Annotated in this window: 26 protein-coding genes, 1 tRNA gene and 1 pseudogene; 26 read left to right on the top strand and 2 right to left on the bottom strand. The window is 33.4% G+C overall.

Annotation, left to right across the window (positions count from 1 at the left end; genetic code table 11):
• Nucleotides 1-75: 75 nt before the first annotated feature.
• The 18 genes from nrdR (at nucleotide 76) to J2Z80_RS04005 (ending at nucleotide 15973) form a co-directional block, all read left to right on the top strand.
• Nucleotides 76-543 (top strand): transcriptional regulator NrdR, encoded by a 468-nt coding sequence (gene nrdR / locus J2Z80_RS04090; RefSeq protein WP_209453261.1) that lies wholly within the window; start codon nucleotides 76-78, stop codon nucleotides 541-543.
• A gap of 42 nt (nucleotides 544-585) precedes the next feature.
• On the top strand, nucleotides 586-1293 hold the full coding sequence (locus J2Z80_RS04085) for a response regulator (protein ID WP_209453260.1): 708 nt from the start codon (nucleotides 586-588) through the stop codon (nucleotides 1291-1293).
• On the top strand, nucleotides 1286-2647 hold the full coding sequence (gene pnpS / locus J2Z80_RS04080; RefSeq protein ID WP_209453259.1) for a two-component system histidine kinase PnpS: 1362 nt from the start codon (nucleotides 1286-1288) through the stop codon (nucleotides 2645-2647). The genes J2Z80_RS04085 and pnpS overlap by 8 nt, the downstream gene beginning before the upstream one ends.
• Before the next feature lie 93 nt (nucleotides 2648-2740).
• The gene (locus J2Z80_RS04075) at nucleotides 2741-3646 is read left to right on the top strand and encodes a phosphate ABC transporter substrate-binding protein (protein ID WP_209453258.1); all 906 of its coding nucleotides are present in this window, start codon (nucleotides 2741-2743) and stop codon (nucleotides 3644-3646) included.
• A 185-nt stretch (nucleotides 3647-3831) separates the two neighbouring features.
• The gene (gene pstC, locus J2Z80_RS04070) at nucleotides 3832-4737 is read left to right on the top strand and encodes a phosphate ABC transporter permease subunit PstC (RefSeq protein WP_209453257.1); all 906 of its coding nucleotides are present in this window, start codon (nucleotides 3832-3834) and stop codon (nucleotides 4735-4737) included.
• Nucleotides 4734-5621: a phosphate ABC transporter permease PstA gene (gene pstA / locus J2Z80_RS04065; RefSeq protein WP_209453256.1), complete on the top strand. Its 888-nt coding sequence runs from the start codon at nucleotides 4734-4736 to the stop codon at nucleotides 5619-5621. Before pstC ends, pstA begins: the two co-directional genes overlap by 4 nt.
• Before the next feature lie 39 nt (nucleotides 5622-5660).
• The gene (gene pstB / locus J2Z80_RS04060; protein WP_209453255.1) at nucleotides 5661-6410 is read left to right on the top strand and encodes a phosphate ABC transporter ATP-binding protein PstB; all 750 of its coding nucleotides are present in this window, start codon (nucleotides 5661-5663) and stop codon (nucleotides 6408-6410) included.
• 12 nt (nucleotides 6411-6422) lie between these two features.
• Complete coding sequence (gene phoU, locus J2Z80_RS04055; RefSeq protein ID WP_209453254.1) at nucleotides 6423-7079, top strand: phosphate signaling complex protein PhoU; 657 nt, start codon at nucleotides 6423-6425, stop codon at nucleotides 7077-7079.
• A gap of 93 nt (nucleotides 7080-7172) precedes the next feature.
• Nucleotides 7173-7886: a DUF1614 domain-containing protein gene (locus J2Z80_RS04050; RefSeq protein WP_209453253.1), complete on the top strand. Its 714-nt coding sequence runs from the start codon at nucleotides 7173-7175 to the stop codon at nucleotides 7884-7886.
• Nucleotides 7870-8997 (top strand): stage II sporulation protein P, encoded by a 1128-nt coding sequence (gene spoIIP / locus J2Z80_RS04045; protein ID WP_209453252.1) that lies wholly within the window; start codon nucleotides 7870-7872, stop codon nucleotides 8995-8997. Before J2Z80_RS04050 ends, spoIIP begins: the two co-directional genes overlap by 17 nt.
• Before the next feature lie 47 nt (nucleotides 8998-9044).
• Nucleotides 9045-9494 carry a DUF3189 family protein gene (locus tag J2Z80_RS04040; RefSeq protein ID WP_349292574.1) on the top strand — a complete coding sequence of 150 codons (450 nt, stop codon included), beginning with the start codon at nucleotides 9045-9047 and terminating at the stop codon, nucleotides 9492-9494.
• Between the two features lie 8 nt (nucleotides 9495-9502).
• Nucleotides 9503-9967 carry a DUF3189 family protein gene (locus tag J2Z80_RS04035; protein ID WP_209453250.1) on the top strand — a complete coding sequence of 155 codons (465 nt, stop codon included), beginning with the start codon at nucleotides 9503-9505 and terminating at the stop codon, nucleotides 9965-9967.
• A 51-nt stretch (nucleotides 9968-10018) separates the two neighbouring features.
• Nucleotides 10019-11323, top strand: a complete 1305-nt coding sequence (locus J2Z80_RS04030) for a DUF512 domain-containing protein (RefSeq protein ID WP_209453249.1) — start codon at nucleotides 10019-10021, stop codon at nucleotides 11321-11323.
• 4 nt (nucleotides 11324-11327) lie between these two features.
• Nucleotides 11328-12647 carry a ribosome biogenesis GTPase Der gene (gene der / locus J2Z80_RS04025; protein ID WP_209453248.1) on the top strand — a complete coding sequence of 440 codons (1320 nt, stop codon included), beginning with the start codon at nucleotides 11328-11330 and terminating at the stop codon, nucleotides 12645-12647.
• A gap of 12 nt (nucleotides 12648-12659) precedes the next feature.
• Nucleotides 12660-13259, top strand: a complete 600-nt coding sequence (gene plsY / locus J2Z80_RS04020; RefSeq protein ID WP_209453247.1) for a glycerol-3-phosphate 1-O-acyltransferase PlsY — start codon at nucleotides 12660-12662, stop codon at nucleotides 13257-13259.
• Between the two features lie 15 nt (nucleotides 13260-13274).
• Nucleotides 13275-14267 carry an NAD(P)H-dependent glycerol-3-phosphate dehydrogenase gene (locus J2Z80_RS04015; RefSeq protein WP_209453246.1) on the top strand — a complete coding sequence of 331 codons (993 nt, stop codon included), beginning with the start codon at nucleotides 13275-13277 and terminating at the stop codon, nucleotides 14265-14267.
• Nucleotides 14268-14370: 103 nt separating this feature from the next.
• The gene (gene spoIVA, locus J2Z80_RS04010) at nucleotides 14371-15849 is read left to right on the top strand and encodes a stage IV sporulation protein A (protein WP_209453245.1); all 1479 of its coding nucleotides are present in this window, start codon (nucleotides 14371-14373) and stop codon (nucleotides 15847-15849) included.
• Nucleotides 15850-15897: 48 nt separating this feature from the next.
• Nucleotides 15898-15973 (top strand) — tRNA-Pro (locus J2Z80_RS04005).
• A gap of 81 nt (nucleotides 15974-16054) precedes the next feature.
• On the opposite strand, the gene J2Z80_RS04000 is transcribed toward J2Z80_RS04005, so the two are convergent.
• The gene (locus J2Z80_RS04000) at nucleotides 16055-17212 is read right to left on the bottom strand and encodes an MFS transporter (RefSeq protein WP_245301135.1); all 1158 of its coding nucleotides are present in this window, start codon (nucleotides 17210-17212) and stop codon (nucleotides 16055-16057) included.
• 88 nt (nucleotides 17213-17300) lie between these two features.
• Nucleotides 17301-17747, bottom strand: a complete 447-nt coding sequence (locus J2Z80_RS03995; RefSeq protein ID WP_209453243.1) for a MarR family winged helix-turn-helix transcriptional regulator — start codon at nucleotides 17745-17747, stop codon at nucleotides 17301-17303.
• Nucleotides 17748-17975: 228 nt separating this feature from the next.
• Between J2Z80_RS03995 and J2Z80_RS03990 the strand changes: the two genes are divergently transcribed.
• The 8 genes and pseudogenes from J2Z80_RS03990 to J2Z80_RS03955 all read left to right on the top strand — a co-directional run bounded on the left by J2Z80_RS03990 (nucleotide 17976) and on the right by J2Z80_RS03955 (nucleotide 26018).
• Nucleotides 17976-18548 carry a TetR/AcrR family transcriptional regulator gene (locus tag J2Z80_RS03990; RefSeq protein ID WP_209453242.1) on the top strand — a complete coding sequence of 191 codons (573 nt, stop codon included), beginning with the start codon at nucleotides 17976-17978 and terminating at the stop codon, nucleotides 18546-18548.
• Nucleotides 18549-18568: 20 nt separating this feature from the next.
• On the top strand, nucleotides 18569-19180 hold the full coding sequence (locus J2Z80_RS03985) for a lysophospholipid acyltransferase family protein (protein WP_209453241.1): 612 nt from the start codon (nucleotides 18569-18571) through the stop codon (nucleotides 19178-19180).
• Nucleotides 19177-20091 carry a patatin-like phospholipase family protein gene (locus tag J2Z80_RS03980; RefSeq protein ID WP_209453240.1) on the top strand — a complete coding sequence of 305 codons (915 nt, stop codon included), beginning with the start codon at nucleotides 19177-19179 and terminating at the stop codon, nucleotides 20089-20091. The genes J2Z80_RS03985 and J2Z80_RS03980 overlap by 4 nt, the downstream gene beginning before the upstream one ends.
• Nucleotides 20092-20338: 247 nt before the next feature.
• Nucleotides 20339-21238 carry a YidC/Oxa1 family membrane protein insertase gene (locus J2Z80_RS03975; protein WP_245301134.1) on the top strand — a complete coding sequence of 300 codons (900 nt, stop codon included), beginning with the start codon at nucleotides 20339-20341 and terminating at the stop codon, nucleotides 21236-21238.
• 18 nt (nucleotides 21239-21256) lie between these two features.
• Nucleotides 21257-22258: pseudogene (locus J2Z80_RS15270) on the top strand (radical SAM/SPASM domain-containing protein); the annotation flags it as partial.
• Nucleotides 22259-22349: 91 nt separating this feature from the next.
• Complete coding sequence (gene uppS / locus J2Z80_RS03965; RefSeq protein WP_209453239.1) at nucleotides 22350-23111, top strand: undecaprenyl pyrophosphate synthase; 762 nt, start codon at nucleotides 22350-22352, stop codon at nucleotides 23109-23111.
• A gap of 415 nt (nucleotides 23112-23526) precedes the next feature.
• On the top strand, nucleotides 23527-24234 hold the full coding sequence (locus J2Z80_RS03960; protein ID WP_209453238.1) for a FadR/GntR family transcriptional regulator: 708 nt from the start codon (nucleotides 23527-23529) through the stop codon (nucleotides 24232-24234).
• A 191-nt stretch (nucleotides 24235-24425) separates the two neighbouring features.
• On the top strand, nucleotides 24426-26018 hold the full coding sequence (locus tag J2Z80_RS03955) for an L-lactate permease (protein WP_209453237.1): 1593 nt from the start codon (nucleotides 24426-24428) through the stop codon (nucleotides 26016-26018).
• Nucleotides 26019-26232: the final 214 nt, after the last annotated feature.

The following is a 26232-nucleotide window of genomic DNA, read 5'->3' as shown; positions in this document are numbered from 1 at the left end:
TTTTATTATAATTTTGTTAGCAAATGTCGATATAAAAAGTTTTTTGAGCGGTTGTGACGAAAGGAATGATTATATTTGAAATGTCCTTTTTGTGGTTATTTAGATTCAAAAGTTATTGATTCTCGCCCTACAGATGATTCTGCATCTATAAGGAGAAGAAGAGAATGCATAAAGTGCGGTAAAAGATTTACAACCTATGAGAAAGTTGAGCAAGTCCCGATTTTAGTTATAAAAAAAGATTTAAGCAGAGAAGCTTATGATAGAGATAAAATTTTAAAAGGTATGATAAAGGCATGTGAAAAAAGACCTGTTCCAATCAAAAAATTAGAAGATTTGGCGGATGAAATTGAAAGAGATATTTATAATTCTTATGAAAAGGAAATCACTTCGGCTCAAATTGGGGAGATGGTAATGGAAAAGCTAAAGAATGTTGATGAAGTGGCATATGTCAGGTTTGCATCAGTCTATAGACAATTTAAAGATATTAATACATTCATGGATGAGCTGAAAAAATTGCTAAATGATAACGAAGAGAGGAAATAATCTTTCATTTTTGTACATGTTTTGTACTTAGGAGGTGCAATTTTGGCACATACAATTCTTGTAATCGAAGATGAAGCACATATTTTAGAACTTTTAAGGTACAATCTAGAGGCACAAGGATATAATGTAATACTTACTGATAACGGCAAAGAAGGACTTGAAAAATGCAGAGAACTAAGTCCTGATCTGGTTCTTTTAGATTTAATGCTTCCTGATATAGATGGCATTGATATCTGTAAAAAGATAAAATCTGATGAACATCTTAAAAATATTCCGATTATAATGTTAACCGCAAAAAGTGAAGAATTTGATAAAATACTGGGCTTAGAGCTTGGAGCAGATGATTACATTACAAAACCATTTAGCATAAGAGAATTGCTGGCTAGGATAAAGGTTGTTTTAAGAAGGTCAAAAAGTGAAGCAGAAGATAATGAGATAATAAAATTCGGAGATATTACTATAGACACAGAAAAACACATAGTATATAAAGGTAATGAAATTCTTGACCTCACTTTGAAGGAGTTTGAACTGCTTAAACTTTTATCGAAAAACAAAGGGAAAGTTTTAACGCGTGATTATTTATTGGACAAGGTTTGGGGTTATGAATACGCTGGGGAGACAAGAACGGTGGATGTCCATATAAGACATTTAAGAAAGAAAATAGAAGATGATGATAAGATGCCTGTGTACATCGAAACTGTTAGAGGTATAGGCTATAAATTAAAAGATACAGGTGAAGGCAATGCTTAAAAAGCTTTATTATAGTTATTTCATAATAAGTTTTCTTGGTATTTTGGCTACATCGTTTTTTTTTATTGAAAAAATAACAACCTTAAGGTTTTGGTGTGGAATAATTTTAGGACTTATTGTCAGCAATTTTTTTGGATATAGGTTTATAAAAGGCATTGTACAACCTATAAATGAGATAACAGATGTTGCTAAAGAGATAACAATGGGCAACTATGAGCACAGGATGGAAATCAAGTCAATCGATGAAATTGGACAGTTATCTTCAGCAATAAACATTATGTCGGACAAGCTTCAAGAGACCATCGATGAGCTGTACGATAGAAATGCAAAACTTGAAGCTATTTTGAAAAGTCTTATAAACGGTGTTATAGCCTTTGACGAAAATGAAAAAATTTTATTAATAAATGATTCAGCAAGAGCAATATTAGATATAAAAGAAAGTTCTGTTGTTGGGAAGCACATATTAGACGTTGTAAGAAATACAAAATTTCATGATATTTTGGAAAAGATTATAAAAAATAAAGGATATAATGTAGATAATTTAGAAATCAACACATTTAATAAATTTCTCAAAATATATTCTAGTCCTATTGTTCACCAAGTCACATGCAAAAAGCTAGGATTCGTTGTAATAATAAATGACATAACAGAGGTTAGAAAGCTTGAAAAAATCAGAAGTGATTTTGTCGCAAATGTTTCACATGAGCTTAGGACACCTCTTACATCTATAAGAGGATTTATAGAAACTTTAAGAGAAGGAGCCATTGACAACGTAGAAGAGAGGGATAAATTTCTTGAAATTATTGAGTTTGAAGCTGAAAGGCTGACGAGACTTATAAATGATATATTGACATTGTCAGAAATAGAAAATTTAAAAGATGGATTTGTAAAAGAAGATATTACAATTGATGACGAAGTGAATGAAATTTTTTACATAATGGAAAAAACTGCAAATGATAAAAGCATAAAGCTTGTAAAAGATTTAAACTGCAAAGGTGTGGTTATAAAAACCAGCAAAGATAGGCTAAGGCAGATGATAATTAATCTCGTCGATAATGGGATAAAATATACTCCAGAAGGCGGATACGTAAAAGTTACGACAATTAACAGAAAAGACTATGTGTTGATAGAAGTTAAAGACAGCGGGATAGGCATCTCAAAGGAGAATATTCCTAGACTGTTTGAGAGGTTTTACCGTGTTGATAAAGGAAGGTCAAGAAAATTAGGTGGTACTGGTCTTGGACTTGCAATAGTAAAGCATATAGTTGAATCAATGAAAGGATCTATTTCAGTAGAAAGCGAAATGGGAAAAGGTACAAAATTTACTATTGTTTTGCCTAAAGATCAAAAATAATCTATAATTTAACATGTTTTTAACACAAGCTTAATATAGGCTTTACAATAGACTGTTATACTAAACTTGTAAAAAAAATACGGAGGTGCAATTATGTCAAAGAGTAAAATAGCAAAAGTTCTGTTGTCTGTACTGATGGTTTTAAGCGTGTTTTTATTTTCTGCATGTGGTCCAAATACTAATGATTCTGGGTCATCTAATCAATCAAATAGCAATCAAAACAGCAGTCAAGATATTTCTGGTACTGCAACAGCAGTCGGTTCTACGGCTTTACAGCCTTTGGTAGAACAAGCAGCAACATTATTTCACCAAAAATATCCTAATGCCACTATCAATGTCCAAGGCGGCGGTAGTGGTACAGGTTTAACACAAGTATCACAAGGTGCAGCAGATATAGGTAATTCAGATATATTTGCAGAAGAAAAATCAGGAATCGATGCTAAGTCATTAGTTGATCACAAGGTAGCAGTCGTTGGTTTTGCTGTCGTAGTCAATAAAGATGTGACTGTAGATAGTCTGACGCAGCAGCAATTAGTTGATATATTCACAGGGAAAATAAAAAATTGGAAAGATGTAGGCGGACAAGATGAACCGATAGTAGTAATTAATAGGCCTACAAGTTCAGGCACAAGAGCTACTTTTAAGAAAATCGTATTAGGCGGTCAAGATGAGGTACAAGGTTTAGCATTGACAGAAGATGCATCAGGTACTGTTAGAAAGACAGTTGCTGAAAAGAAAGGTGCAATAAGTTATCTTGCATTCTCATATGTTGATGATTCTGTAAAGGCATTAAAATACAATGGCGTCGCACCAACAAAGGAAAATGTCATAAATGGCACGTATCCAATAGCATCCTATGAGCATATGTACACTAAAGGTGAGCCCACTGGTGTTGTTAAAGCATTCTTAGACTTTATGATGTCTGACGAAGTCCAGAAAGGACCTGCAGAGAAACTTGGTTTTATAAACATAAATGACATGAAAGTAACTTTAAAATGAAATAAGATACAAAAGAATAAGAATATTTGATAAGAGCTGGTATTTATACTAGCTCTTATGTTAATTTAAAGTTTTAAAATTTAACATAAAATTAACACAAATTTTACATTACCTTAATGAATATTTTTTTTTATTTTGCTACTATAATTAGAGTATTGTCGAAAATTTATAGTAGGAGGTAAAAAATGTCTGAAAACTATGACAAAAGACGAAAAGTATTTGATATGATAGGTAGAACGTATGCTTTTATTTGTGCTTTTTTATTGATAGTTATAACTGTATCGATTTTTTACTTTGTTGCTACGAAAGGCTTGTCTACGTTTATAATAGATAAGCGTTCGATTAAAGAATTTTTGTTTGGTACACTTTGGAAGCCTGATAGACCAAATGATCAAGGAGGTCCAGCTATAGGTTCTTTGCAATTTATACTGGGATCTGTTTTTGTCTCTGTTTTCGCAATATTGATAAGTACACCTCTCAGTATATCTGCTGCAATTTTTATGGTAGAAATAGCGAAAAAATTTGGGAGAAATTTATTACAGCCAGCGATGGAGATATTTGTAGGCATTCCATCCGTCGTCTACGGGTGGATAGGACTTACTGTTTTAGTTCCTTTTATAAGCAAATACTTCGGCGGGTTAGGGTTCAGCATGTTAGCCGGCATATTAGTGCTTACGATAATGGTACTGCCAACAATAACAAGTGTTAGCACTGATGCCATAAAATCATTGCCATGGGAAATTAGAGAAGCTTCATATGCACTTGGTGCAACTAGGTGGCAGACAATACGAAAAGTTGTATTACCTGCTGCTAAACCTGGCATACTAACAGCAGTAGTATTAGGACTAGCTCGCGCTTTTGGTGAGGCTTTAGCAGTTCAGATGGTTATTGGAAATAGCCCTTCACTTCCTTTTTCGTTCCTGCAGCCTATGTCGACGATTACATCTATTATCACAATGGATATGGCTAACACAGTTACTGGTTCAACGTGGAACAATGCACTGTGGTCATTAGCTTTGCTGTTACTCCTTATATCTTTTGGATTTATTTTAATAATAAGGCTTGTTGGTAGGAGGAGTATGTATAAATGAAATCAAAATTTTATGATAAATTAGCGACGATTTATTTTTACTTAGTTGCTGTATTAATTGTATTGTTTTTGGTAGCTCTAATAGGTTATATTTTGTATCAAGGCAGAAGCGAACTAAACTTGCATTTTATATTGACACCTCCAAAATTTATGGAAAAGGGTGGGGGCATAGCACCGCAGATATTTAATTCACTGCTGCTTTTAGTTATTACATTGATTATTTCAGTTCCAATAGGTATTGGAGCAGGGCTGTATATGGCAGAGTATGCCAGGCCCGGCAAGATAACAGAGCTAATAAGATTGTCAACGGAAACTTTATCGTCACTGCCATCAATTGTAGTAGGTCTTTTTGGACTTTTAATTTTTGTAAATATGCTTCATTGGGGATATTCATTGATATCTGGTGCTTTAGCATTGACAGTTTTGAATTTACCTGTGATGGCCCGTGTCAGCGAAGATTCAATAAGGAGCGTTTCAGCATCATTGAAAGAAGCCAGCTTTGCATTAGGCTCTACTAAATGGCAGACGATAGTGAGAGTATTAATTCCATCTGCTTTACCAGGGCTTATAACAGGTATAATACTAACTTCCGGCAGAATTTTTGGCGAAGCTGCAGCCCTTTTGTACACAGCAGGCATGAGTACTCCACCGCTTAATTTTAATGTTTTAAACCCTGCAAATCCTGCATCTCCTTTTTATCCTTTCAGAGCAGCTGAAACTTTAGCTGTGTACATTTGGAAGGTAAATAGTGAGGGGCTTGCACCAGATGCTAGGCAGATTGCCGATGGCTCTGCAGCCGTTCTTCTTATAATAGTTCTTCTTTTTAATATTTTAGCACGTTGGCTAGGAAATACTTTATATAAAAAAATGACAGGCGGGAAATAATGTGATATAATTCATAAAAAGAAAGGGGAAACCTTATTCATGAAAAAGATTGAAGTAAGGGATCTTGATTTATATTATGGGCAAATGCAGGCTCTTAAGAAGGTAAATATAGATGTTGAAGAAAACAGCGTAATGGCCTTAATTGGTCCATCAGGATGTGGAAAATCTACGTTTTTAAGGACTTTAAACAGGATGAATGACCTTATAGATGGTGTTACAATAAAAGGAACTGTTATGATTGACAATCAAAATATATATAAGGATGTAGATGCTATAGAGCTCAGGAAGCGTGTAGGAATGGTGTTTCAGAAGCCTAATCCATTCCCTATGACGATATACGACAATATTGCATATGGTCCACGAATACACGGTCAAAAAAATAAAAAAATATTAAACGAAATAGTTGAAAAAAGTTTAAAAGATGCAGCACTTTGGGATGAAGTAAAAGATAGATTAAATGATTCTGCATTAGGATTATCAGGCGGGCAGCAGCAGAGATTGTGTATTGCAAGGACACTGGCGATTGAGCCTGAGATTATATTGATGGATGAGCCGACGTCAGCACTTGATCCTATTTCAACTATGAAAATTGAGGAATTAATTGACCAATTAAAAAATAAATATACTATTGTCATAGTAACACACAACATGCAACAGGCAGGAAGAATATCTGACTCAACATCATTTTTCTTAAACGGCGAAATAATAGAAACAGGAAAGACAGAAGATATCTTCTATAATCCACGTGATAAGAGAACAGAGGATTATATAACAGGAAGATTTGGTTAAGGAGGTGTTATTGTGAACAGAACTCATTTTGAAAAAGAGTTAGAGGATTTACATTATGATATCCTAAAAATGGGGGCTCTTGTGGAAGAAGCTATTGGTAATTCTATTTTATCATTGATAAACCATGATGCTGAATTAGCGAGAAAGGTTATTGAGCAAGATGATAGAATAGATAAAAAAGAGGTTGAAATTGATGACAGATGTTCAAGGATTATTTTAACACAGCAGCCATTAGCAAAGGACTTGAGAATTGTTTTAACAGGGTTAAAAATAAATACTGATTTAGAAAGAATGGCGGATCACGCAGTAGATATTGCTAAAACAACAATTAGAATAGCAGATCAGACATATATAAAGCCTCTTATTGATATTCCGAGAATGAGTGATGTTGTCAGAGAAATGGTTAAACTATCGCTTGATTCGTATGTAAATCAGGATACGGAGCTAGCTAGGACTATTAATCAAAAAGATGATATTGTAGATGGTCTATATAAGCAAATTTTTAGAGAGCTCCTTACGTACATGATAGAAGATCACAAAAATATAGATCAAGCGACACAATTTTTGTTCGTAGCCCGCTACTTAGAAAGGATAGCAGATCATGCTACAAACATATGCGAATGGGTAATCTATTTAGAAAGCGGTCAGCATATAGATTTAAATGAATAAAAATCTAAAGCACTTTTATAACACCTTTTTAGGTGTTTTTTTTGTATACTTTTTTTTAAACTGCAAAAGATATTGTAAAAAGAGGTGATTTAAATGCCACTTGCTTATATAATATTATCAATTACGGGTTTATTTGTATTGTTTGGCTTTGCACACAGAGTCCTTGACAGAATGAAGATGACTGATACATGGGCATTAATCATAATAATCGGTATGATCATTGGTACTTTTTTACCAGCGATACCACTTGGCAAAAAGATGTCTATAAATATTGGCGGTGCTATCATACCTGCAGCTGTAGCAGTTTATCTATTCATAAAAGCAGAAAGAGGTGCTGAGAGAACAAATGCCTTAGTATCGTCAATATTGGCGGGAACAGCGGTGTTTTTAGCAGGAAGATTATTGCCCAGCGAGCCTGAAGCTATGTTCATTGAGCCAAATTATGTTTATGGTATTGTCAGTGGCCTGATTGCATACTTATTTAGCAGGTCAAGAAGATGTGCATTTATTGCTGGTGTTATGGGAGTTATTTTAAGCGATGTTGCGCAAGGCTTGATAAATATTGTTTTGGCAAGACCGGGAACTATTTCTGTTGGTGGTGCAGGTGCTTTTGATACAGTTGTCATATCCATGATAGTTGCTGTTTTCTTCTCAGAGATATTAGGCGAAACGAGAGAGAAGATACAAGGAGGAACTGCAAAAAAGAACACAGAGCCCCATTTAACAAGTAGCCTATTAAGTGAAGATGAAATAAAGGCGATAAAAGAAAAATATCGCAAAAAGGACAGTGATGATGATGAGAAATAAAAAAGCAATCATATTGCTAATAATGTTTGCTTTAATGTTTTTACCATTTGTAAAAGTAAACGCAGATGATTGGAGTGGCAAAGAAGGTGGTTACTATACAGTCTATCTAGACAATTCAAACAAAGTGCTTTTCAGGATTTCATGGGACTTAAATGTAAATGATCAATATTTGTCACATGATAATAAGATGTACAAAATAATTAAAGTTGATAAAAAAAATGATAAAGCGTATGCAAAATATATTGAAACAGTAAAGTTGCCTAATATAGATATAGAAAAAGTATCGCAAGTGATGGCTCAAAAAACAGGTGAAAGAAAAATAGCAATGTATTCAACTCACAGCGATGAATCATATATACCAACAGATGGTGCAGCTAGTATTTATGGACACGGTGGCATATACAAAGTGGATGCTTCATTAAGCAATGCCTTATCAAATAAAGGCATCAAGACATATGTTGATCAAACATTGTATTTGCCTCATGATGCTATGGCATACAGAAGGTCAAGAGTTGGGGCGTTAAAAATCTTAAAAAATGACAAACCGGATTTGCTTCTTGATATTCACAGAGATGCTGCGCCATATCAAGATTATATAAGAAAAATAGCTGGCACAAATGCTACAGGCGTGAGGCTAGTCCTCGGCAGGACAAATGCAAATCTGAAGGCTAATCAGGATTTGGCTTTTAGAATAAAAGCCATAGCTGATAAAGAATACCCCAATCTAGTGAAAGATATTTTTTACGGAAGCGGTGATTACAACCAGGATTTAACTCCTAATTCATTGCTTTTGGAATTTGGAACAGATACACACACGAGGCAAAGAGCAGAAGAGTCTGCAAAATTTATGGCAGATGTATTGACAAAAGCAGTATACGGCACTGACGAAAAAAAGCAGGTTGGAGCTCTTACCAATACACAAAAAGGCACACCATCACAGAACAATTCTGCCGGATGGGGAATATGGATTCTAATTGGGGTTGCTGTTTTTTCAATCGTCGGATTCATGTTTTTAAGTACAGGCGGACGGGAAATGATGTCGAAGTTAAAAGATGCAACAAAGAAGGAGTTTAGCAGTTTTTTAGGAAAGTTTAACAAAGACAAAAAGTAATATCAATTGGTGCGCATGCACCAATTTTAAATATATAAGATTATGTGGTGGTTAGGTTGAAAGTAATTTATTACAGCTATTTTGGATGCTATTCGTCAGTTATTGCAGCATACATTCATACGAAAATTATAAAAGATAAAGTTGGTAAGGATGTATTTTTTAGTATTCCAGAGATTTTAAAAACAGACTACGGTGAATTAAAATATATCGGAATTGATGAAAACTACCATGAAATATATGCAATCGGAATGAAAAATTATAGCGATAATATAAAGAAAACCCTTGAGGGATTTAGGAAAATATTTAATATGGAATATGATAAGCTGATATTTGTAGATACAAGTAAATTTGAACCTAAATGTATGAAACTATTTTTATATCTCAGGAAAACATCAATTTTCAGAAATCTTGTAGAGTGTATTTTGTACTATTTATTTGTTAAAAAATTAGATAGAATGAAAAATTTTGTCTTAGATTTGAAACTTAATTATATGTGAGGGTAAATATGATTGTAGCGTATATTTGTTATGGAAGTGCCCATTCGTCTATTGTCGCTGCGTCTATCCATGTTGGATTGCTTCCAAATGATAGGATTCCCACGTTTGATGAAATTTTGTCTTTACCTCATTATGATTTGACAGAAGGCAATCAAATAGGAATTCCATTTTACATGGGAATCGATGAGTACGACAATGACGTCTATGCAATAGGTGCTAAAAGCGGAAGAAAAATAATGATGAAAGCTGTAAGAAGTTTTTTAAAAGAATCTGGAATTGGTGAAAATGAAATACTGCTGATAGATACACTACCTGCTATTGGATTATTGACAAAACTGGGTGGCATGACATCTAGAAGATTTAAAATCATATCTGTGGGACGACCGTTTACTGTATATGGAATAATTAAAAAGTACAATAATTTTTTGGACATAGTAAATAAAGTAAAATCAAGACTAAAAGAGCTTGACTAACTTCTCCTATTAATTCATAATATTATTGGATATTTTATAGGAGGAAACTAAATGGCATATCATAAAATAAAAGATGTAGTTAAAGATAGCATTGCGGATGAATTGGGCATAAAAAGTGGTGATACATTAGTATCGATAAATGGAAGCGAAATAATTGACTTAATTGATTATAAATTTCAAATAGCAAATGAGCATATAGATCTTTTGATAAAAAAAGAAAATGGTGAGGAATATATTTATGACATAGAGAAAGATTATGATGAGGATTTAGGATTAGTATTTGAGACAGGAATTATAGATAAGCTAAAGCAATGTAGGAATAAATGCGTTTTTTGTTTTGTTGATCAGTTGCCTAAAAATGTTAGAAAAACTTTGGCTTTTAAAGACGATGATTATCGATTATCTTTTTTACAAGGTAACTTTGTAACACTTACAAATGTAAGTGATTCTGAGTTTTCAAGAATAATTAAATACAGAATGTCTCCAATATATTTATCTGTCCATGCAACAGATGACAATGTTCGAAAAGAATTAATGCGAAATCCCCATGCTGATGGGATTTTAGATAAAATAAAAGAATTAACTGAAAACAAAATAGAAGTACACTGCCAGATAGTCTTATGCCCAGGACTTAACGATGGAAGTATTCTCGATAAAACAATCGATGATTTATCAAAACTGTATCCTGGAGTAAAATCGGCAGCAGCAGTTCCCGTTGGGCTTACAGATCACAGGGAAGGACTTTTTAAACTCGATTCGTACGATAAAGAAGGGGCAGAAAAAGTACTATCTCAAATATCAATGTGGCAGAAAAAATTAAAAAAAGAGAAAGGAACATCTTTTATATTTGCTGCTGATGAGTTTTATGTGTTGGCGAATAAGGATATACCTGACTACAATAGTTATGAAGGTTTTCCACAAATTGAAAATGGCGTCGGACTTATGGCAATGTTTAAGAAACAGTTTGAGGATTATTATAAAAAAATCGGCAATATAAAGCCATCGAATAAAACTTATTGTGTTATAACAGGTGTGTCTGCATATAAATTTATTAAGGACCATGTTGATATGTTAGTGAAGAAAGGTATAAACATTAAAGTTGTTCCAATTATAAATAATTTTTTTGGACATAAGATAACTGTAGCAGGACTTATAACAGGTAGAGATATAATCACTCAATTAAAGGGAAAATTAAACGGTGAAATATTAGTAATACCGGATAGTATGATAAAAGAAGGTACAGATTCTTTTTTGGATGATGTAACTATTGATGATATAGAAAAAGAATTAAATGCGAAAGTAATAGTATCTGAAGTTAACGGTAAAAATTTCATACAAAAGATAACTGGAAGGTGATATTGTGGCATATCCTATGGTTGGCATAGTAGGCAGACCAAATGTAGGCAAATCAACTTTATTTAACAAAATAACAGGTCAGAGAATTTCTATAGTAGAAGATAAACCTGGTGTTACTCGTGATAGAATTTACTTTGAGACAGAGTGGCTGGGGAAAAAATTTATACTTGTTGATACAGGTGGATTAGAACCAGATTCTGAAGACGAGTTTTTTTCAAAAATAAGGATGCAGGTAGAGGTGGCTTTAAAAACTGTTGACTTGATATTGTTTGTTATAGATGCTAAGGATGGCTTAAGCCCGGTGGATGAAGATGTAGCAAATATGCTTAGAAAATCTCGTAAGAAAGTGATACTTGTTTTAAACAAAGTAGATAATTTTAAAGAGATGCCTATTTCATATTACGATTCAATGAGACTTGGCTTTGGAGAGCCTATAGCAATATCTGCGTCAAATGGGCTCGGTATAGGAGATTTACTTGATGAAGTTATTAAAAATATTCCTGAGCATATAGATGACTATGACGAAGAAACTATAAAGATTTGCTTTATTGGGAAACCGAATGTAGGCAAGTCATCTCTTGTGAATAAGATATTGGGGGAAGAAAGGGCAATTGTTAGCGATATACCAGGTACCACAAGAGATGCACTTGATACGTATTTTGAAAAAGATGATAAAAAGTACGTTATAATTGATACTGCAGGTATGAGGAAAAAAGGCAGAATAGAAGATAAAATTGAGAGGTACAGTGTATTAAGAGCATTGTCGGCTATAGACAGATCTGATATATGTATCTTAGTAATAGATGCTACTGAAGGTCCAACAGAGCAGGACACGAAAATAGCAGGTTATGCATTTGAGCAGAATAAAGCAATTATTATTGCAGTTAATAAATGGGATTTGATTGAAAAAGACAACAATACTGTCAACGAGTATTTAAAAGCCATAAAAGAAAAATTTTCTTTTATGAGCTTTGCATCTACAATATTTATATCAGCCAAAACAGGACAAAGGCTTAATAAACTGTTTGAGGAAATAAATAGCGTTTGGGAAGAGTACAATAAGAGGATTTCAACAGGGCTTTTAAATAATGTTATAAGTGAAGCATTACTTATAAATCCACCACCTGCTGAAAAAGGTCGTTTATTAAAGATTTATTATGTAACACAGTTTGGCATCAAACCGCCATCATTTGCGGTATTTGTCAATGATCCGGAAATAATGCATTTTTCATATGTGAGGTTTTTAGAAAACACTATAAGGGATAATTTTGGATTTCAGGGTGTGCCATTAAAAATTGAAATAAGAAAAAAAGGTGAAAAGTAAGGAGGTGAACTCATGTTAAAAATAGCTATTGCAGCGATACTGTCTTATTTAATTGGATCTTTCAATAGCGCTTATTTTTTTACTAATTACATAAAAAGAGCTGATATAAGAAAATACGGTAGTGGCAATGCTGGAGCCACAAACGTTATGAGGGTTTTGGGATTTAAAGTTGCCTTTTTAGTATTTTTGTCTGATGCTTTAAAAGGAGTTTTAGCAGTTTTATTAGGCAGATTGATAGCTGGAGATTTAGGTGGACTTATGGCTGGAATTGCTGTCGTTTGTGGACATAATTGGCCTGTTTTTTTAGGATTCAAAGGTGGAAAGGGTATTGCCACAAGCTTTGGCGCAATAATAAGTATAAATCCAGCTATTGCCATTTTATCGTTGATAATAGGAATTGCAATTATCTCGATAAGTAAATATGTTTCATTGGGTTCAATCTTGGGAGCTATATCTTTTCTTTTATTAAATATTATTTATTATAGATCACCTAATATGCTAGTATTTGCGATAATAATTACATCACTGGCTGTATTTCAGCATAGAGCCAATATAAAACGATTACTTAATGGAACTGAATCGAAGCTGGGTCAAAAGACTAATATTAAGTAAAGAGGGATATCTGATATGGACATAGCAGTATTAGGTGCCGGCAGTTGGGGAACGGCAATGGCAATTCATTTGAATTCGATGAGACATAATGTATGTATTTGGACAAAAGATCAAGAACAGTTAGAAGAAATTCAAGATACTCACTACAACAAAAAATATCTTGATGTAAGGTTGCCTGAAAGCATTGGCATAACAACTGATATAGAGTATGCGCTGGAAAATAAGAAGATTGTAGTGATGGCAGTACCGTCACATGCAGTAAGAAGTGTTGTAGAAAGAATAAGCGGTGTAATAGATAAAGAATCGATAATTGTAAATTTGGCAAAAGGCCTAGAGACTTCAAGCTTAAAAAGAATGTCTCAAGTTATAAAAGAGATGATAGATAATCCAGTTGTTGTGCTTTCGGGTCCAAGCCATGCAGAAGAAGTATGCAAGCACATACCTACGGTATGTGTTATATCATCAGATGACATAAACGCATGTGAATATGTACAGGATGTGATGATGGATGAGAATTTCAGGCTGTATATAAATAAAGATTTGATTGGTGTTGAATTGGGAGGTTCTCTTAAAAATATAATTGCCCTTGGCGCAGGTATTTCAGATGGCCTTGGATTTGGTGACAATACGAAAGCTGCACTTATGACAAGGGGACTTGCTGAAATTACACGTCTTGGCGTAGCCCTTGGTTCAGATCCATTGACATTTTTGGGGTTAACTGGCATGGGGGATCTTATTGTAACATGTACAAGTATGTATTCACGTAACAGGAGAGCCGGCATAAAAATTGGACAAGGCAAATCCTTGAATGAGACGCTAGATGAAATTGGAATGGTTGTTGAAGGAGTCAACACTACTAAGTCAGCCTATAAGCTCTCGAAAATGCACAATATAGAAATGCCTATAACATGTGAAATTTACTCAATATTGTTTGAAGGAAAAGATCCGCGAGAAGCAGTTTATTCGCTAATGACGAGAAATAAAAAACACGAGATGGAGGATATATAATTTATGTCCTCTTTTTTATTCATATTTGTTCATTTCCCTCATATATATGTAGTGTTAAAGTATAAAAAACAATATTTTATTGCACAAAAAGGAGGGAAATGATGTGGACAATTACGATATTTATAAGGATATAGCTGAAAGAACTGAAGGTGACATCTATATCGGTGTAGTAGGGCCTGTCCGTACGGGAAAATCGACGTTTATAAAAAGATTCATGGATATTTTAGTATTGCCTAATATTGATAATGCCAACCTTAAAGAAAGAGTTCAAGACGAATTACCTCAAAGTGCAGCAGGCAAAACGATTATGACTACAGAGCCTAAGTTTGTACCAGAAAAGGCTGTCGAAATATCTTTGAATGAAAAAACCAGATTCAGCGTGAGATTAGTTGACTGTGTAGGATATATGGTTAAAGGGGCAATGGGATACTTAGAAGGTGATAAGCCTAGAATGATTACTACTCCTTGGTATGATTATGAAATACCTTTTGAAGAAGCTGCAGAAATTGGCACTAAAAAAGTTATAAACGATCACTCTACAATTGGTCTTGTTGTAACTACGGATGGAAGCATTACGGATATACCAAGAGATAATTATGTTGAACCGGAAGAAAGAGTTGTGAAAGAATTAAAAGACATACAAAAGCCATTTATTATACTGTTAAATACGACCCATCCTGAAGATGCTGACACAATAAAATTGGAAGAAGAGTTGGAAACAAAGTACGACGTACCTGTTGTAGCAGTAAATGTACTTAAAATGGGAACTGACGACACTAAAGAAATACTTGAAAAAGTGTTGTACGAATTCCCTATAACTGAGCTTAACATTGATCTTCCTAGGTGGGTCGATGTACTTGAAAATGACCACTGGCTGAAACAAAGCATTATGAATTCTATAAAGCAAAGCATCAATGATTTATTTAGGCTGAGGGATATAAAGAAGACGGCTGATATTATAAAATCAAATGAAAACATGTCAGAAGTAATAGTTAGAAAAATCGATCCAGGCGAAGGAATTGCAGATATAGAAGCAAAGACAAAAGAAGGCCTTTTCTTTAAAATATTAAGTGATGAATGTGGTCTTGAGATTCGCGGAGATAGAGATCTCATGAAAATGATGAAAGAATTATCATATGCAAAATCAGAGTACGATAAATTAAAAGATGCTATAGAAGATGCAAAAAAGAAAGGTGTAGGAGTAGTTCCTGCAAGTATTGACAATATGGAGTTTGAAAAACCGGAGATAGTGCGACAAGGTGGAAGCTTTGCGGTGAGGCTAAGAGCATCTGCACCATCTTTACACATATTTAGGACAGATGTGACAACAGAAGTATCTCCAATCGTAGGTACGGAAAAGCAAAGCGAAGATTTTGTAAAATACATTACAGAGCAATTTGAAAATGATCCAGACAAGATATGGGAGTCAAATATATTTGGTAAATCTTTAAGCGACCTTGTAAAAGAAGGTATGCAGAATAAACTTGGTAAGATTCCAGACAATGTAAGCATGAGGCTGAGGGATACACTTGAGCGAATTGTCAATGACGGAGGTGGCGGTATAATCTGCATCATATTGTGATACTTGATTTTTTGAGCATTACGTTTTATAATATCTATTGTAAGATGTCTGGGTGTGGCGCAGTTGGTAGCGCGCCAGAATGGGGTTCTGGAGGTCGCTGGTTCAAATCCAGTCACTCAGACCATTCAAAAGTCAGTAGCCGCAAGCATTTGCGGTTTTTTGTTTTTATAAAAATAGCTAAACAAAAACATTATCAAATTCATTTCTAAAATTCCTTCTTTTTGTAAATCAAAAAATGAGTAATTATCGCAGCAAATTGAAATGCAAGTCCTACCATGCAGACACCGTACCACCCGTAGTGCTGCCAACAAAGGGTGCCAAGAAATGAACCTATTGCACCACCGATAAAATACGAAAACATGAACACAGTATTATTGCGACTGCGTGCTGAATCGCCAAGTGCTTGGACCCTTGCCTGATTGGAGACTTGCCCACACTGATTTCCAAGATCAAGTATGATAACACCTGCGATAAGGCCCCAAATATGATATCCGAATAAACTAAAGCAAAGATAGGCAAGCATAGATAGGATGACACCGACGCCTACTGTGAAGCGGGGGCTTTTTATGTCAGATCCTTTTCCTATCAAAGGTGCAGCAAGAGCACCTGCTATACCTGCTAGTCCAAATAAGCCAGCTTCTTTTGTTCCCATGTGATAGACTGGTGTTTCAAGTAAAAAAATAAGAGAAGTCCAGAATGCACTGAATGAACCAAACATGAAAAAACCGTTGATCGCTGATTCACGCAATGTTCGCTCATTTTTTATAAGATGTGGTATAGATTTAAGCAATTCTCCCCACGACATTTGGGAGGAAGGTTGATCTTTTGGAAAATAGTTTCTAATCAAAATCATAAGGATCATAATTAATCCTGTTGCAAATAAATAAACAGCTCGCCATGTTAAAACTGCACCAATAAGTCCACTAAATATTCTTGATGTCAAGATTCCAATCAATAGACCGCTCATAACGTCTCCAATGACTTTACCTTGCTCTTCTGGAGGTGAAAGATGTGCTGCATATGGCACGATAATCTGTGGAACAATTGTCGTCATCCCCATGGTAAACATGGCAAAGAGCAGTAATAAATAACAAGGCGATAGTGCAGCCGTAAGTAGTGATATATCAACAAAAAGAAGCATACGTAAAATAAGTGAACGGCGTTCATATATATCGCCTAGGGGAACAAAAAGTAAAAGACCGCATGCATAACCAATTTGTGTCATCATGGCTGCAATTCCTGCTGATCCTTGTGAAACATGAAATGTAGCTGCAATTTGTGCTTCCAATGGCTGAATATAATAAAGATTTGCAACGGAAACACCGCAAACAATTGCCATTAAAATTATAAACGATCTTGTCATTACAAATTGTTTTTCATTGGATTGATTGTTCAATTTTGGAGACCTCCTGTGAATATTGTATATATACTATACACTTTTTGCATAAAAATCAATTCTCCTTTAATGCTTTTTCAAACTGCAAAAGAAAATCTGAAAGAAACTTTAATTGCTCTTCATTTGATCCAGTTAGAATTTCGGATATGATTGTGTTGTACTTTTCGTGTGCACACTTATGGTTAAAACAAGCTATTTCACCCTTGGGAGTGAGGTGCATGACGACTTTAGATCCTCTGGTCTGGTTCATCTCCTTTACAATCATTTGCTTTCTTTCAAGTCTTTTAGCAGTTTGTGATGCCGCACCCCTTGTGATACCTAATTTACGTGCAATAGCAGAAATATGCAAACCTGGATTATCTTGAATACACTGAAGCATATGTATTTCAGAATGATAAAGCTCTGTATCTGTGCCAAAAGTACGAGCCTTGCTATCATATTCGTAAAATTCGCATATTAAGTTTAAAAATAATTCACTTATTTTTTCAATCTTTTTTTCCATGACTTAATTGTATAGTATGTATACAGTCATGTCAAGTATAGAAAAAATTTCCTCGAGTTTTTGTTTTAGAGAAAATTGTTAAAATATCAGGGATTTCGCATTTGAAAATTTTTAGAATGATAAACCAATTGCTCTGCATAGTTTAATGAAGTGCTTGACTTTAGAATCTTTTAATAATATAATATGCATAGGACGGATGTCTGAATTAATTTTAAAGGGAGAATTTATATGGAAGAAAAAACAAACCAATCACAAAAAATATTGGATGCTGCATATAAATGTATTTCAACAAAAGGATATGCTAATGTATCATTGAGGGATATTGCAAATGAAGCAGGTGTTGTATTAAGCCAATTAAATTATTATTTTGGAAATAAAGAAGGCCTTTTTGCTGAAGTTATAAAAATGATGATAAATAAGTATTTACATGAAATAAATGAAGCTTTGGATATAGGAGAAACAGCTCGTGACAAAATGTCATCTCTTATTAAATTTTTTAAAGAAATGCTTAATAATAATCCTGAATTATTCAGATTATTATACGACTTAACCGGACTGGCTATATGGTCATCTTCTTTTAATACCTTATTGAGAAATTTATTTAATGAATTATCAAATATGATAGAAGAAAAAATTTTAAATAAAAGCAATTTAAAAGATAATTTAGTAAATTATTCTTCAAAATCGGTGGCGAGGATGATACTTGGAGCAATGTTCGGTACGGCAATACAAGTAATTTTGAACTCTGATGAAGGAGATATATCAGATGCGCTTAATGCTGTTCAGATTATTTTTGAGTAGAAAAATATGCTGGAGGAAATATGAAGGGATCTAATTTTTACAATTTAGCAAGAAGTGTATTGCGTATATTATTTAAATATATATGGAAGATGCGAATAATCGGTGTTGAAAATATTCCAGTTAATGGACCGTTTATCATTGTTGCTAATCATTCCAGTCTGTTGGATGGATTTGTTGCAATTGCAGCTTTTGAATATACATTGACATTTTTTTCAGCAGCATATTTATTTGACATTCCAGTTGTAGGATTTGTATTAAAAAAAATAAGAGCTATTCCTGTAAGTACATCTAGAAAGACAGTTAGCTCAAGAAGAACCGTAAAAGACGCATTGGATGTGTTAAAAAATAATGGCATTTTAATGATTTTTCCTGAAGGTGGCTTGTCCAAGACAGATGAAATTGCAACTATAAAGTCTGGAGCATCATTTTTATCTGTAAAAGCAAAAGTACCTGTATTACCTATTAATATAAATGGAACTAAAAATATTTTACCTAAAGGAAGCATTATTCCACGTACAGGGAGAATTATAATAAATGTTGGTCGCATTATATATCCCTTGGATGATATTGAAAGCATGACATTTTCAATTGTAGATAGTTTAAATAAATTGATGATTGGTGATGTGAAATGAGACCAAAAGTCGGCTTAATATTAGGTGGAGGGGCTGCTAGAGGATATGCACATCTTGGCGTGTTGAAAAAACTTGAAGAAGAAAATATTCCAATTGATTTTATTATAGGCACAAGTATAGGCGCTTTGATTGGCGCAATATATGCTTCAGGAAATGATTTGGAAAAGATAATTAAAGATGTGAGAGATATTAATTTTTTAAAGCTTATTAAAATGTTAGATTTAAATATTCCACAAAAAGGATTTATAAAAGGTGATAAAATAGAAAAATTTTTATCTAATTATATTAAAAATGATTTTGATGAACTCAAAATACCTCTTTATGCGATTGCAACAGACATTAAACACGGCAGAGAAATAATATTTTCTAATGGGCCGGTTATAAAGGCAGTAAGAGCAAGCATATCTATACCTGTTGTATTTGAACCAGTAGAATTTCAAAATACCAAATTAGTTGATGGTTCAATTATTGATTTTGATGCAGTAGATTTGGCTATCAAATTAGGGGCAGATATAGTTATAATTTCAGATGTTAGCTCAAATATTGATATTAGAATATTTAATAGGTCATTTTATAATTTTGTTAATAAAATCAATAGAATTTTACAAAACAATAGTAGAACGATATATTTTGAAAGATACTTTAATTCAAAAAAGATACTACCAGAAATTATAACTATTACAGCAACAACTATGAAATTATTAAACAACGATTTATATGAAGATAACGAAGGGGAAAAATTCAATAAGAAAGTTTATGTAATAAAACCGAAAGTAAATGGTATCCGATGGTATAGATTTGATCATGCGGAAAAATGCATAAATTTGGGCTTAAAAGCTGCCGAGCCTGTTATTCAGGAAGTATACAAAGATTTTTACAAGCCGGAGATATTTTATAGAGAGAAGCAATAAAGAAAAAGCAGATAATAAGACATATACATTTGTGATGATTAATCAGTATAAGAACTTTATATTTATCTTGTTTAAGACGAACGTCCGATTTAAATTTAAACCTATATTATCTTTTATAGATAGATATTGTGCTATTGTGTAATCAAATAAAGTAAATAATTAAGAGTTAATTAAAAATATATTAAGGCAGTTATAATCCGTTTAAGATCAAAATATGCCATTATGATATTTAAGAAGGGAGAATATAATGTTAGATTTTATTGCAGTTCCAATAGGCTATCTTTTGAAATATATATATGAAGATTTAGCATTTAAAAATTATGGATTAGCTATCATTTTTTTAACTATTATTGTAAGAACATTTTTGTTACCTTTATACATTAAACAGTATAAAGCTATATCAAAAATAAATGAAATTCAGCCACAAATACAGAAAATACAAAAAAAATATAAAAATGATAATGAAAAACTAAATCAAGAAATAATGAAGTTGTATTATGAAAATAAAATTAATCCTGTAAGTGGATTTTTGCCATTACTAATACAAATGCCCATTTTATTTTCGTTATATTTTGTAATATCTCAACCATTAAAATATATGTTTAGAAAAACACCCGATGTTATTCAAAAGTTGTTTGAAGGTATTCCACTGGGTCCAGATAAGATAGCAAATATGCCTGATTTAAGCATAATAAATTACTATAGTAAACATCTTGATAAGTTGCCAAATGTGAGCCAGATGCTGAATAGAGATGATCTACTGAATATGAATTTTTTCGGAATAAATTTGGGATTAGTGCCAGGCCCAAATCTTCATCACATAAGTGCTGAAAATGCAGCTTTATTATTAATACCAGTGTTATCTGCCATTACTACATATATATCCATAAAATATTCAGTGAAGGAATCTCAAGAGACTAATGAAAATCAAATGCAAAATTCTATGCAGTTGAGTATGAATTTATTTACTCCAATTATGACAGGAATTATCTCTTTTACTGTACCTGCTGGTCTAGGATTGTATTGGATAGTAGGTAACGTATATCAAACATTACAACAATTGTTCATGGATAAATTTATTATTAAAAATAGTTCAAAGATAGAAAAAGATAAAGATGAGAAAAGATTACAAAAAATAACAGGATAGGCATAAAAGCGTAAAATTTGCGTTGGATGCTGGGCTGGTCAGTACAAACCACATAATCTTTCTTTTGAAGTGATGGACAGAGTATGCAGAGAAGCTGAAGAGTTAGGTATATATTTTATAGTTTTATCTGGCGGAGAGCCTACTGTTAGAATGAAAGATATTGTAAAACTTGCTGAAAGACATAAAAACCAAGTATTCCTTTTATTTACGAATGGTACACTTATTGATGAAGAGATGGTAAAAGAAGTTAAAAGAGTTGGTAATATTACTTTTGCAATAAGCATAAATGGATTTAAAGAAAATAATGATGCAATACGTGGAGAAGGAACTTTTGACAAGATTGTGAAAGCAATGGATTTGATGAGAGAAAATGGGGTGTTATTTGGTTATTCAGCTACATATACCAGGGCAAATGTAGAAGAAATATCTAGTGATGAATTTATAGATATGATGATAGATAAGGGTGCATATTTTGCCTGGTATTTTACGTATATTCCTATTGGTAGAGATCCCGACGTAAAATTTATGGTTACACCAAAACAAAGAAAGTATATGTATGAAAGGATAAATTATATAAGGGCTACTAAAGAACTTTTTGCCATAGATTTCTGGAATGACGGAGAATTCAGCGGAGGATGCATAGCAGGAGGCAGAAGATATTTGCACATAAATGCCGCAGGAGAAGTAGAGCCTTGCGCATTTATCCATTATTCAAATGTAAATATAAATGAGGTAAGTTTGAAAGAAGCATTACAGTCCCCTATTATGAAAGCATATAGAAAAAGACAACCTTTTAATCAAAACATGCTAAGGCCTTGCCCTCTAATTGATAATCCAGAAAAGCTTTTAGAGATTGTTGAGGAGTCAGGTGCTAAACATACAGAAGCTAGTGAGGCCTCTCACATTAAGAATCTTTATAATGATTTAAGAGTAGTAGCAGATAGTTGGGGAGAAGTAGCGGATGATATCTGGGAGAAAAAAGTAAATCTGTCTATCCATCAATCTGATGAAGCACAGTAAACGAAATAAGCAATAGGTTTAAAATTTCTAGTTGAGGTTTGCAACCTTAACTAGAAATTTTGTTACAATTATGTTATAAGGAGGAAAATTAATGAGTTTTATCAAAAAACGACAAAGAAATATTGCTGAAGAATTAGAGAAGAAACTTGATGCAGATAATATTCCAAAGCATGTGGCAATAATAATGGATGGCAATGGCAGATGGGCGAAAAGAAGAGGATTTGTAAGGACACTTGGTCATAGAGCTGGAATGGAAGCAGTAAAAAGAGTAGTTAAAGCATCATCTGAAATTGGCATCAAGTATCTGACATTGTATGCATTTTCAACGGAAAATTGGAAAAGACCTGCAGAAGAGGTAAATGGATTAATGAACCTATTGATTGAATATTTAGGCCGTGAAATAAATGAATTGAATGAAAATGATGTAAAATTAAATTTCATTGGCGATTTGTCAAAAATACCTGAGAAATGTAAAATCAAGGTTAAAGAATCAGAAGAAATAACAAAAAATAATAAAGGACTTATTTTAAACATAGCTTTAAACTATGGGGGGAGAAATGAAATAGTCAATGCTGTTAAAAAGATAGGCAAATCATTGTTAGATGGCAAAATAAAATTAAATGATATAGATGAACAAATTATTGCTGATAACTTGTATACAGCAGGACAGCCTGATCCAGATTTAATCATAAGGCCTAGCGGTGAATTGAGAATCAGCAATTTTATGTTATGGCAATCTGCATATTCAGAATTGTGGTTTTCTGATATATTATGGCCTGATTTTGATAAAAATCACCTCATAGAAGCTATAATTGATTATCAAAAGCGAAACAGACGGTTTGGCGGTATATAAATTAAGGAGTTGAATTTATGTTAAAAAAAGGATATCAAGTGCAATAATTGGCCTTCCTTTGGTTTTTGCAACATTAATACTATGATGTACCCATCTTTAAGACAGCTTTTTTAAAAGTAAAGTTAGATTCTCTTTTTTTCATCGTATAATTATTATCATTAAAGATTATAAATACTAAAAGAAAATTGAACAAATAAGTGTCAGTGCTGATAAGAAAGTGAATTAAATTAATTCAAAAAGCGTATAGTCCAATGCAAAAGGTGCGGTATGTAACTTGTTTTCCATCTACTACCTTTTTAGTTTTTTGCCATCCGTTGTAGTTACTTGAATTTCCTTGGAGGTAAAATTGATAAAAAAATAACTAATATTGCAAAACAAATATATATATGATATGATAAAACAAAGGAGAATAAAGATGGACTTCAAGCCAGTTAAATCTGAAAGAGTTTTTGAAAATATTATAGAACAGATAAAAGTCAATATTTATAATGGCAATCTATCAAAAGGGAGTAAACTACCATCCGAAAGAGATTTATCAGATATATTAAATGTTAGCAGAGCATCAATTAGAGAGGCATTATCAGCGCTTGAAATACTAGGAATTTTGGAAACAAAACCAGGTGGAGGTACATATATTGTAAATAATGTATCAAATGCCATTGTTGAGACTATGTCGTTAGCTTTAGCACTTGAAAATGATGAGACAGAATTCATCGAGCTAAGAAAAATACTTGAAAGCGAAAGCGCATATATTGCGGCACAAAAGCGGGATGAAGAATCAATATCAGAAATGAAAAAATATTTTGAAATGATGGGAAAAGATTTTGATGAAGATCAAAATACATATGCAGATGAAAATTTTCATAGGGCATTATGTAGAGCTACCAAGAACAAACTACTTTATGATATAGTCGAAGCATTGTCAATTGGAGTAGATAATTATATAGTAAATTCACGAAAAAGACTTATGAGTAACCCTAAAAATTTAGAACTTCTTTATCAACAGCATAAAAATATATTAGTAAGTATAAAAAATGGCAAAGCAGATGATGCAAGAGAATATGTTATAGCGCACATAAATTTTGTGCAGGAAGAGCTTAGAAAGCTAAAACTTGAGAAATGATGGCTGTAATTAATTATTGAATATTGAATAAAATTTTAGAAAGCGAAAGCTTTCTTTATTAAATAACTACATTGGTAAGGCCATCATACAATCAGATGATAAGTGGGGTGATAGAAAAAGAGATGTGGGGTACGCTTGAAGTAAACGATAACATCAAGAAAACTGGTTAAAACATTTAAGGAGGGAAAATAATGCTAGGCTCAGTTCAAGGACCGTTTTCAAATGTTCTGCTTTCAGCAATTGTTGCATTTATACCGCTTTTGTGGCTTTTAATAAGCCTCGGTTGGTTTAAAATGAAGGCGTATATTGCGGCACTAATATCATTGGCATTGGCGATTTTGCTGAGTATAACTACATGGGGTATGCCTGTAAAATTTGCTTCACAATCTGTTTTAGAAGGTGTTGCAACGGGCTTATGGCCGATTGTGTGGGTAATTATTGCAGCAATATACACTTACAATGTAACAGTTGAGACAGGTAACATGAATATCATCAATGAAACATTGGCTAAAATATCTCCTGATAGAAGGATACAGGCATTAATTCTCGCATTTTCCTTTGGTGGTTTTTTAGAGGCTGCAGCAGGTTTTGGTACAGCTGTTGCAATACCAGCAAGTTTATTGGCAGGTATTGGTTTTGATCCGTTATTTGCTGCGGTCATATGTCTTATTGCAAATACAGTACCCGTTGCCTTTGGCGGTATTGGAATACCTATAATAACACTTTCACAGGTAACAGGTATTGAAGAGAGCCTGCTTACAACGTATACGGCATATCAGCTCATACCGTTTATAATTATTTTACCCATAGTTCTTGTTATAATAATGACGAAATCCTTTAAATATTTGAAAGAAGTTTTAGGTGCCTGCATAGTCAGTGGAATATCATTTGCCCTATTTCAAACAGCCGTTGCAGTATTCGTAGGACCGGAAGTTGCAGCAATTGTCGGTTCATTGGCATCGCTTTTGTCTATTATCATCTATGTTAAGATAAAACCAGTGAAAAAAATCTGGCTTTTCCCTGATGAAAAAGCAAGTGGCGAAATAGCCTCGACAAATGCAGTAAATGATCATGATAAAAGAATAAGCGGTAAGAAGCAGCTTATCGCCTGGACACCATATATTGTTTTGTTTGTCCTTATAATGGCAGTAAATCTTATACCTGATCTTAAATTCTTAGGAGATGTAGCAACAAAAGTACAAATATATTTTGGACCAAATGGAAAACCATCATCATTTCAGTGGATAACGACACCTGGTACTATTATGTTTATATCCGCAATAATCGGCGGATTTGTCCAAGGAAGCAGCATAAAGGGACTTTTAAAGATATTTGGAAAAACGATAAAACAGTTAGTACCTACAATAGTCGTCGTTTCATCAATTGTTGCGATGGCAAAAGTCATGGGCTATAGTGGGATGATATCTGTTATCGCAGTAGCCTTAGCTGACACGACAGGAAAAGTATATCCGTTTATTTCACCTTTGATTGGTGCACTTGGGACATTTATAACAGGCAGTGATACATCTTCAAATATCCTTTTTGGCGCATTGCAAAAGCAAACGGCATTGCAGATACATGCTAATGCTGCATGGATTGCCGCTGCAAATACTGTTGGTGCATCGGCAGGGAAGATGATATCACCTCAGAGCATAGCTGTTGCTGCATCTGCAACAGGTTTAGTGGGTAAAGAAGGGCGTATTCTCAATTCGACATTGCTGTATTGTTTGGGATATGCCATTTTGCTAGGCATTTTGATATTTGCAGTAGGTAATATGCTTTAACAGAAATTTAACAATATTAATAAAATAAAGACTTGCAAAAATATAATACTTGATGTAAAATATAAATAAAGAAACTGGTCAGACCAGTTGAGCATGATTTAAAATGTGGAGAGGAGTGTAAGGTTGAAATTAAAAGTACAAATTGCAATAAGAATAAAATGGCATAGCAAACAAGCCATCTTTTGATGACTTTTTAAAAATTAAATATCGAAGT

This window comes from Thermoanaerobacterium butyriciformans, from assembly GCF_017874545.1.
GTDB classification, from domain to species: Bacteria; Bacillota; Thermoanaerobacteria; order Thermoanaerobacterales; family Thermoanaerobacteraceae; genus Thermoanaerobacterium; species Thermoanaerobacterium butyriciformans.
This window is presented reverse-complemented; position numbering and strand designations above follow the sequence as displayed.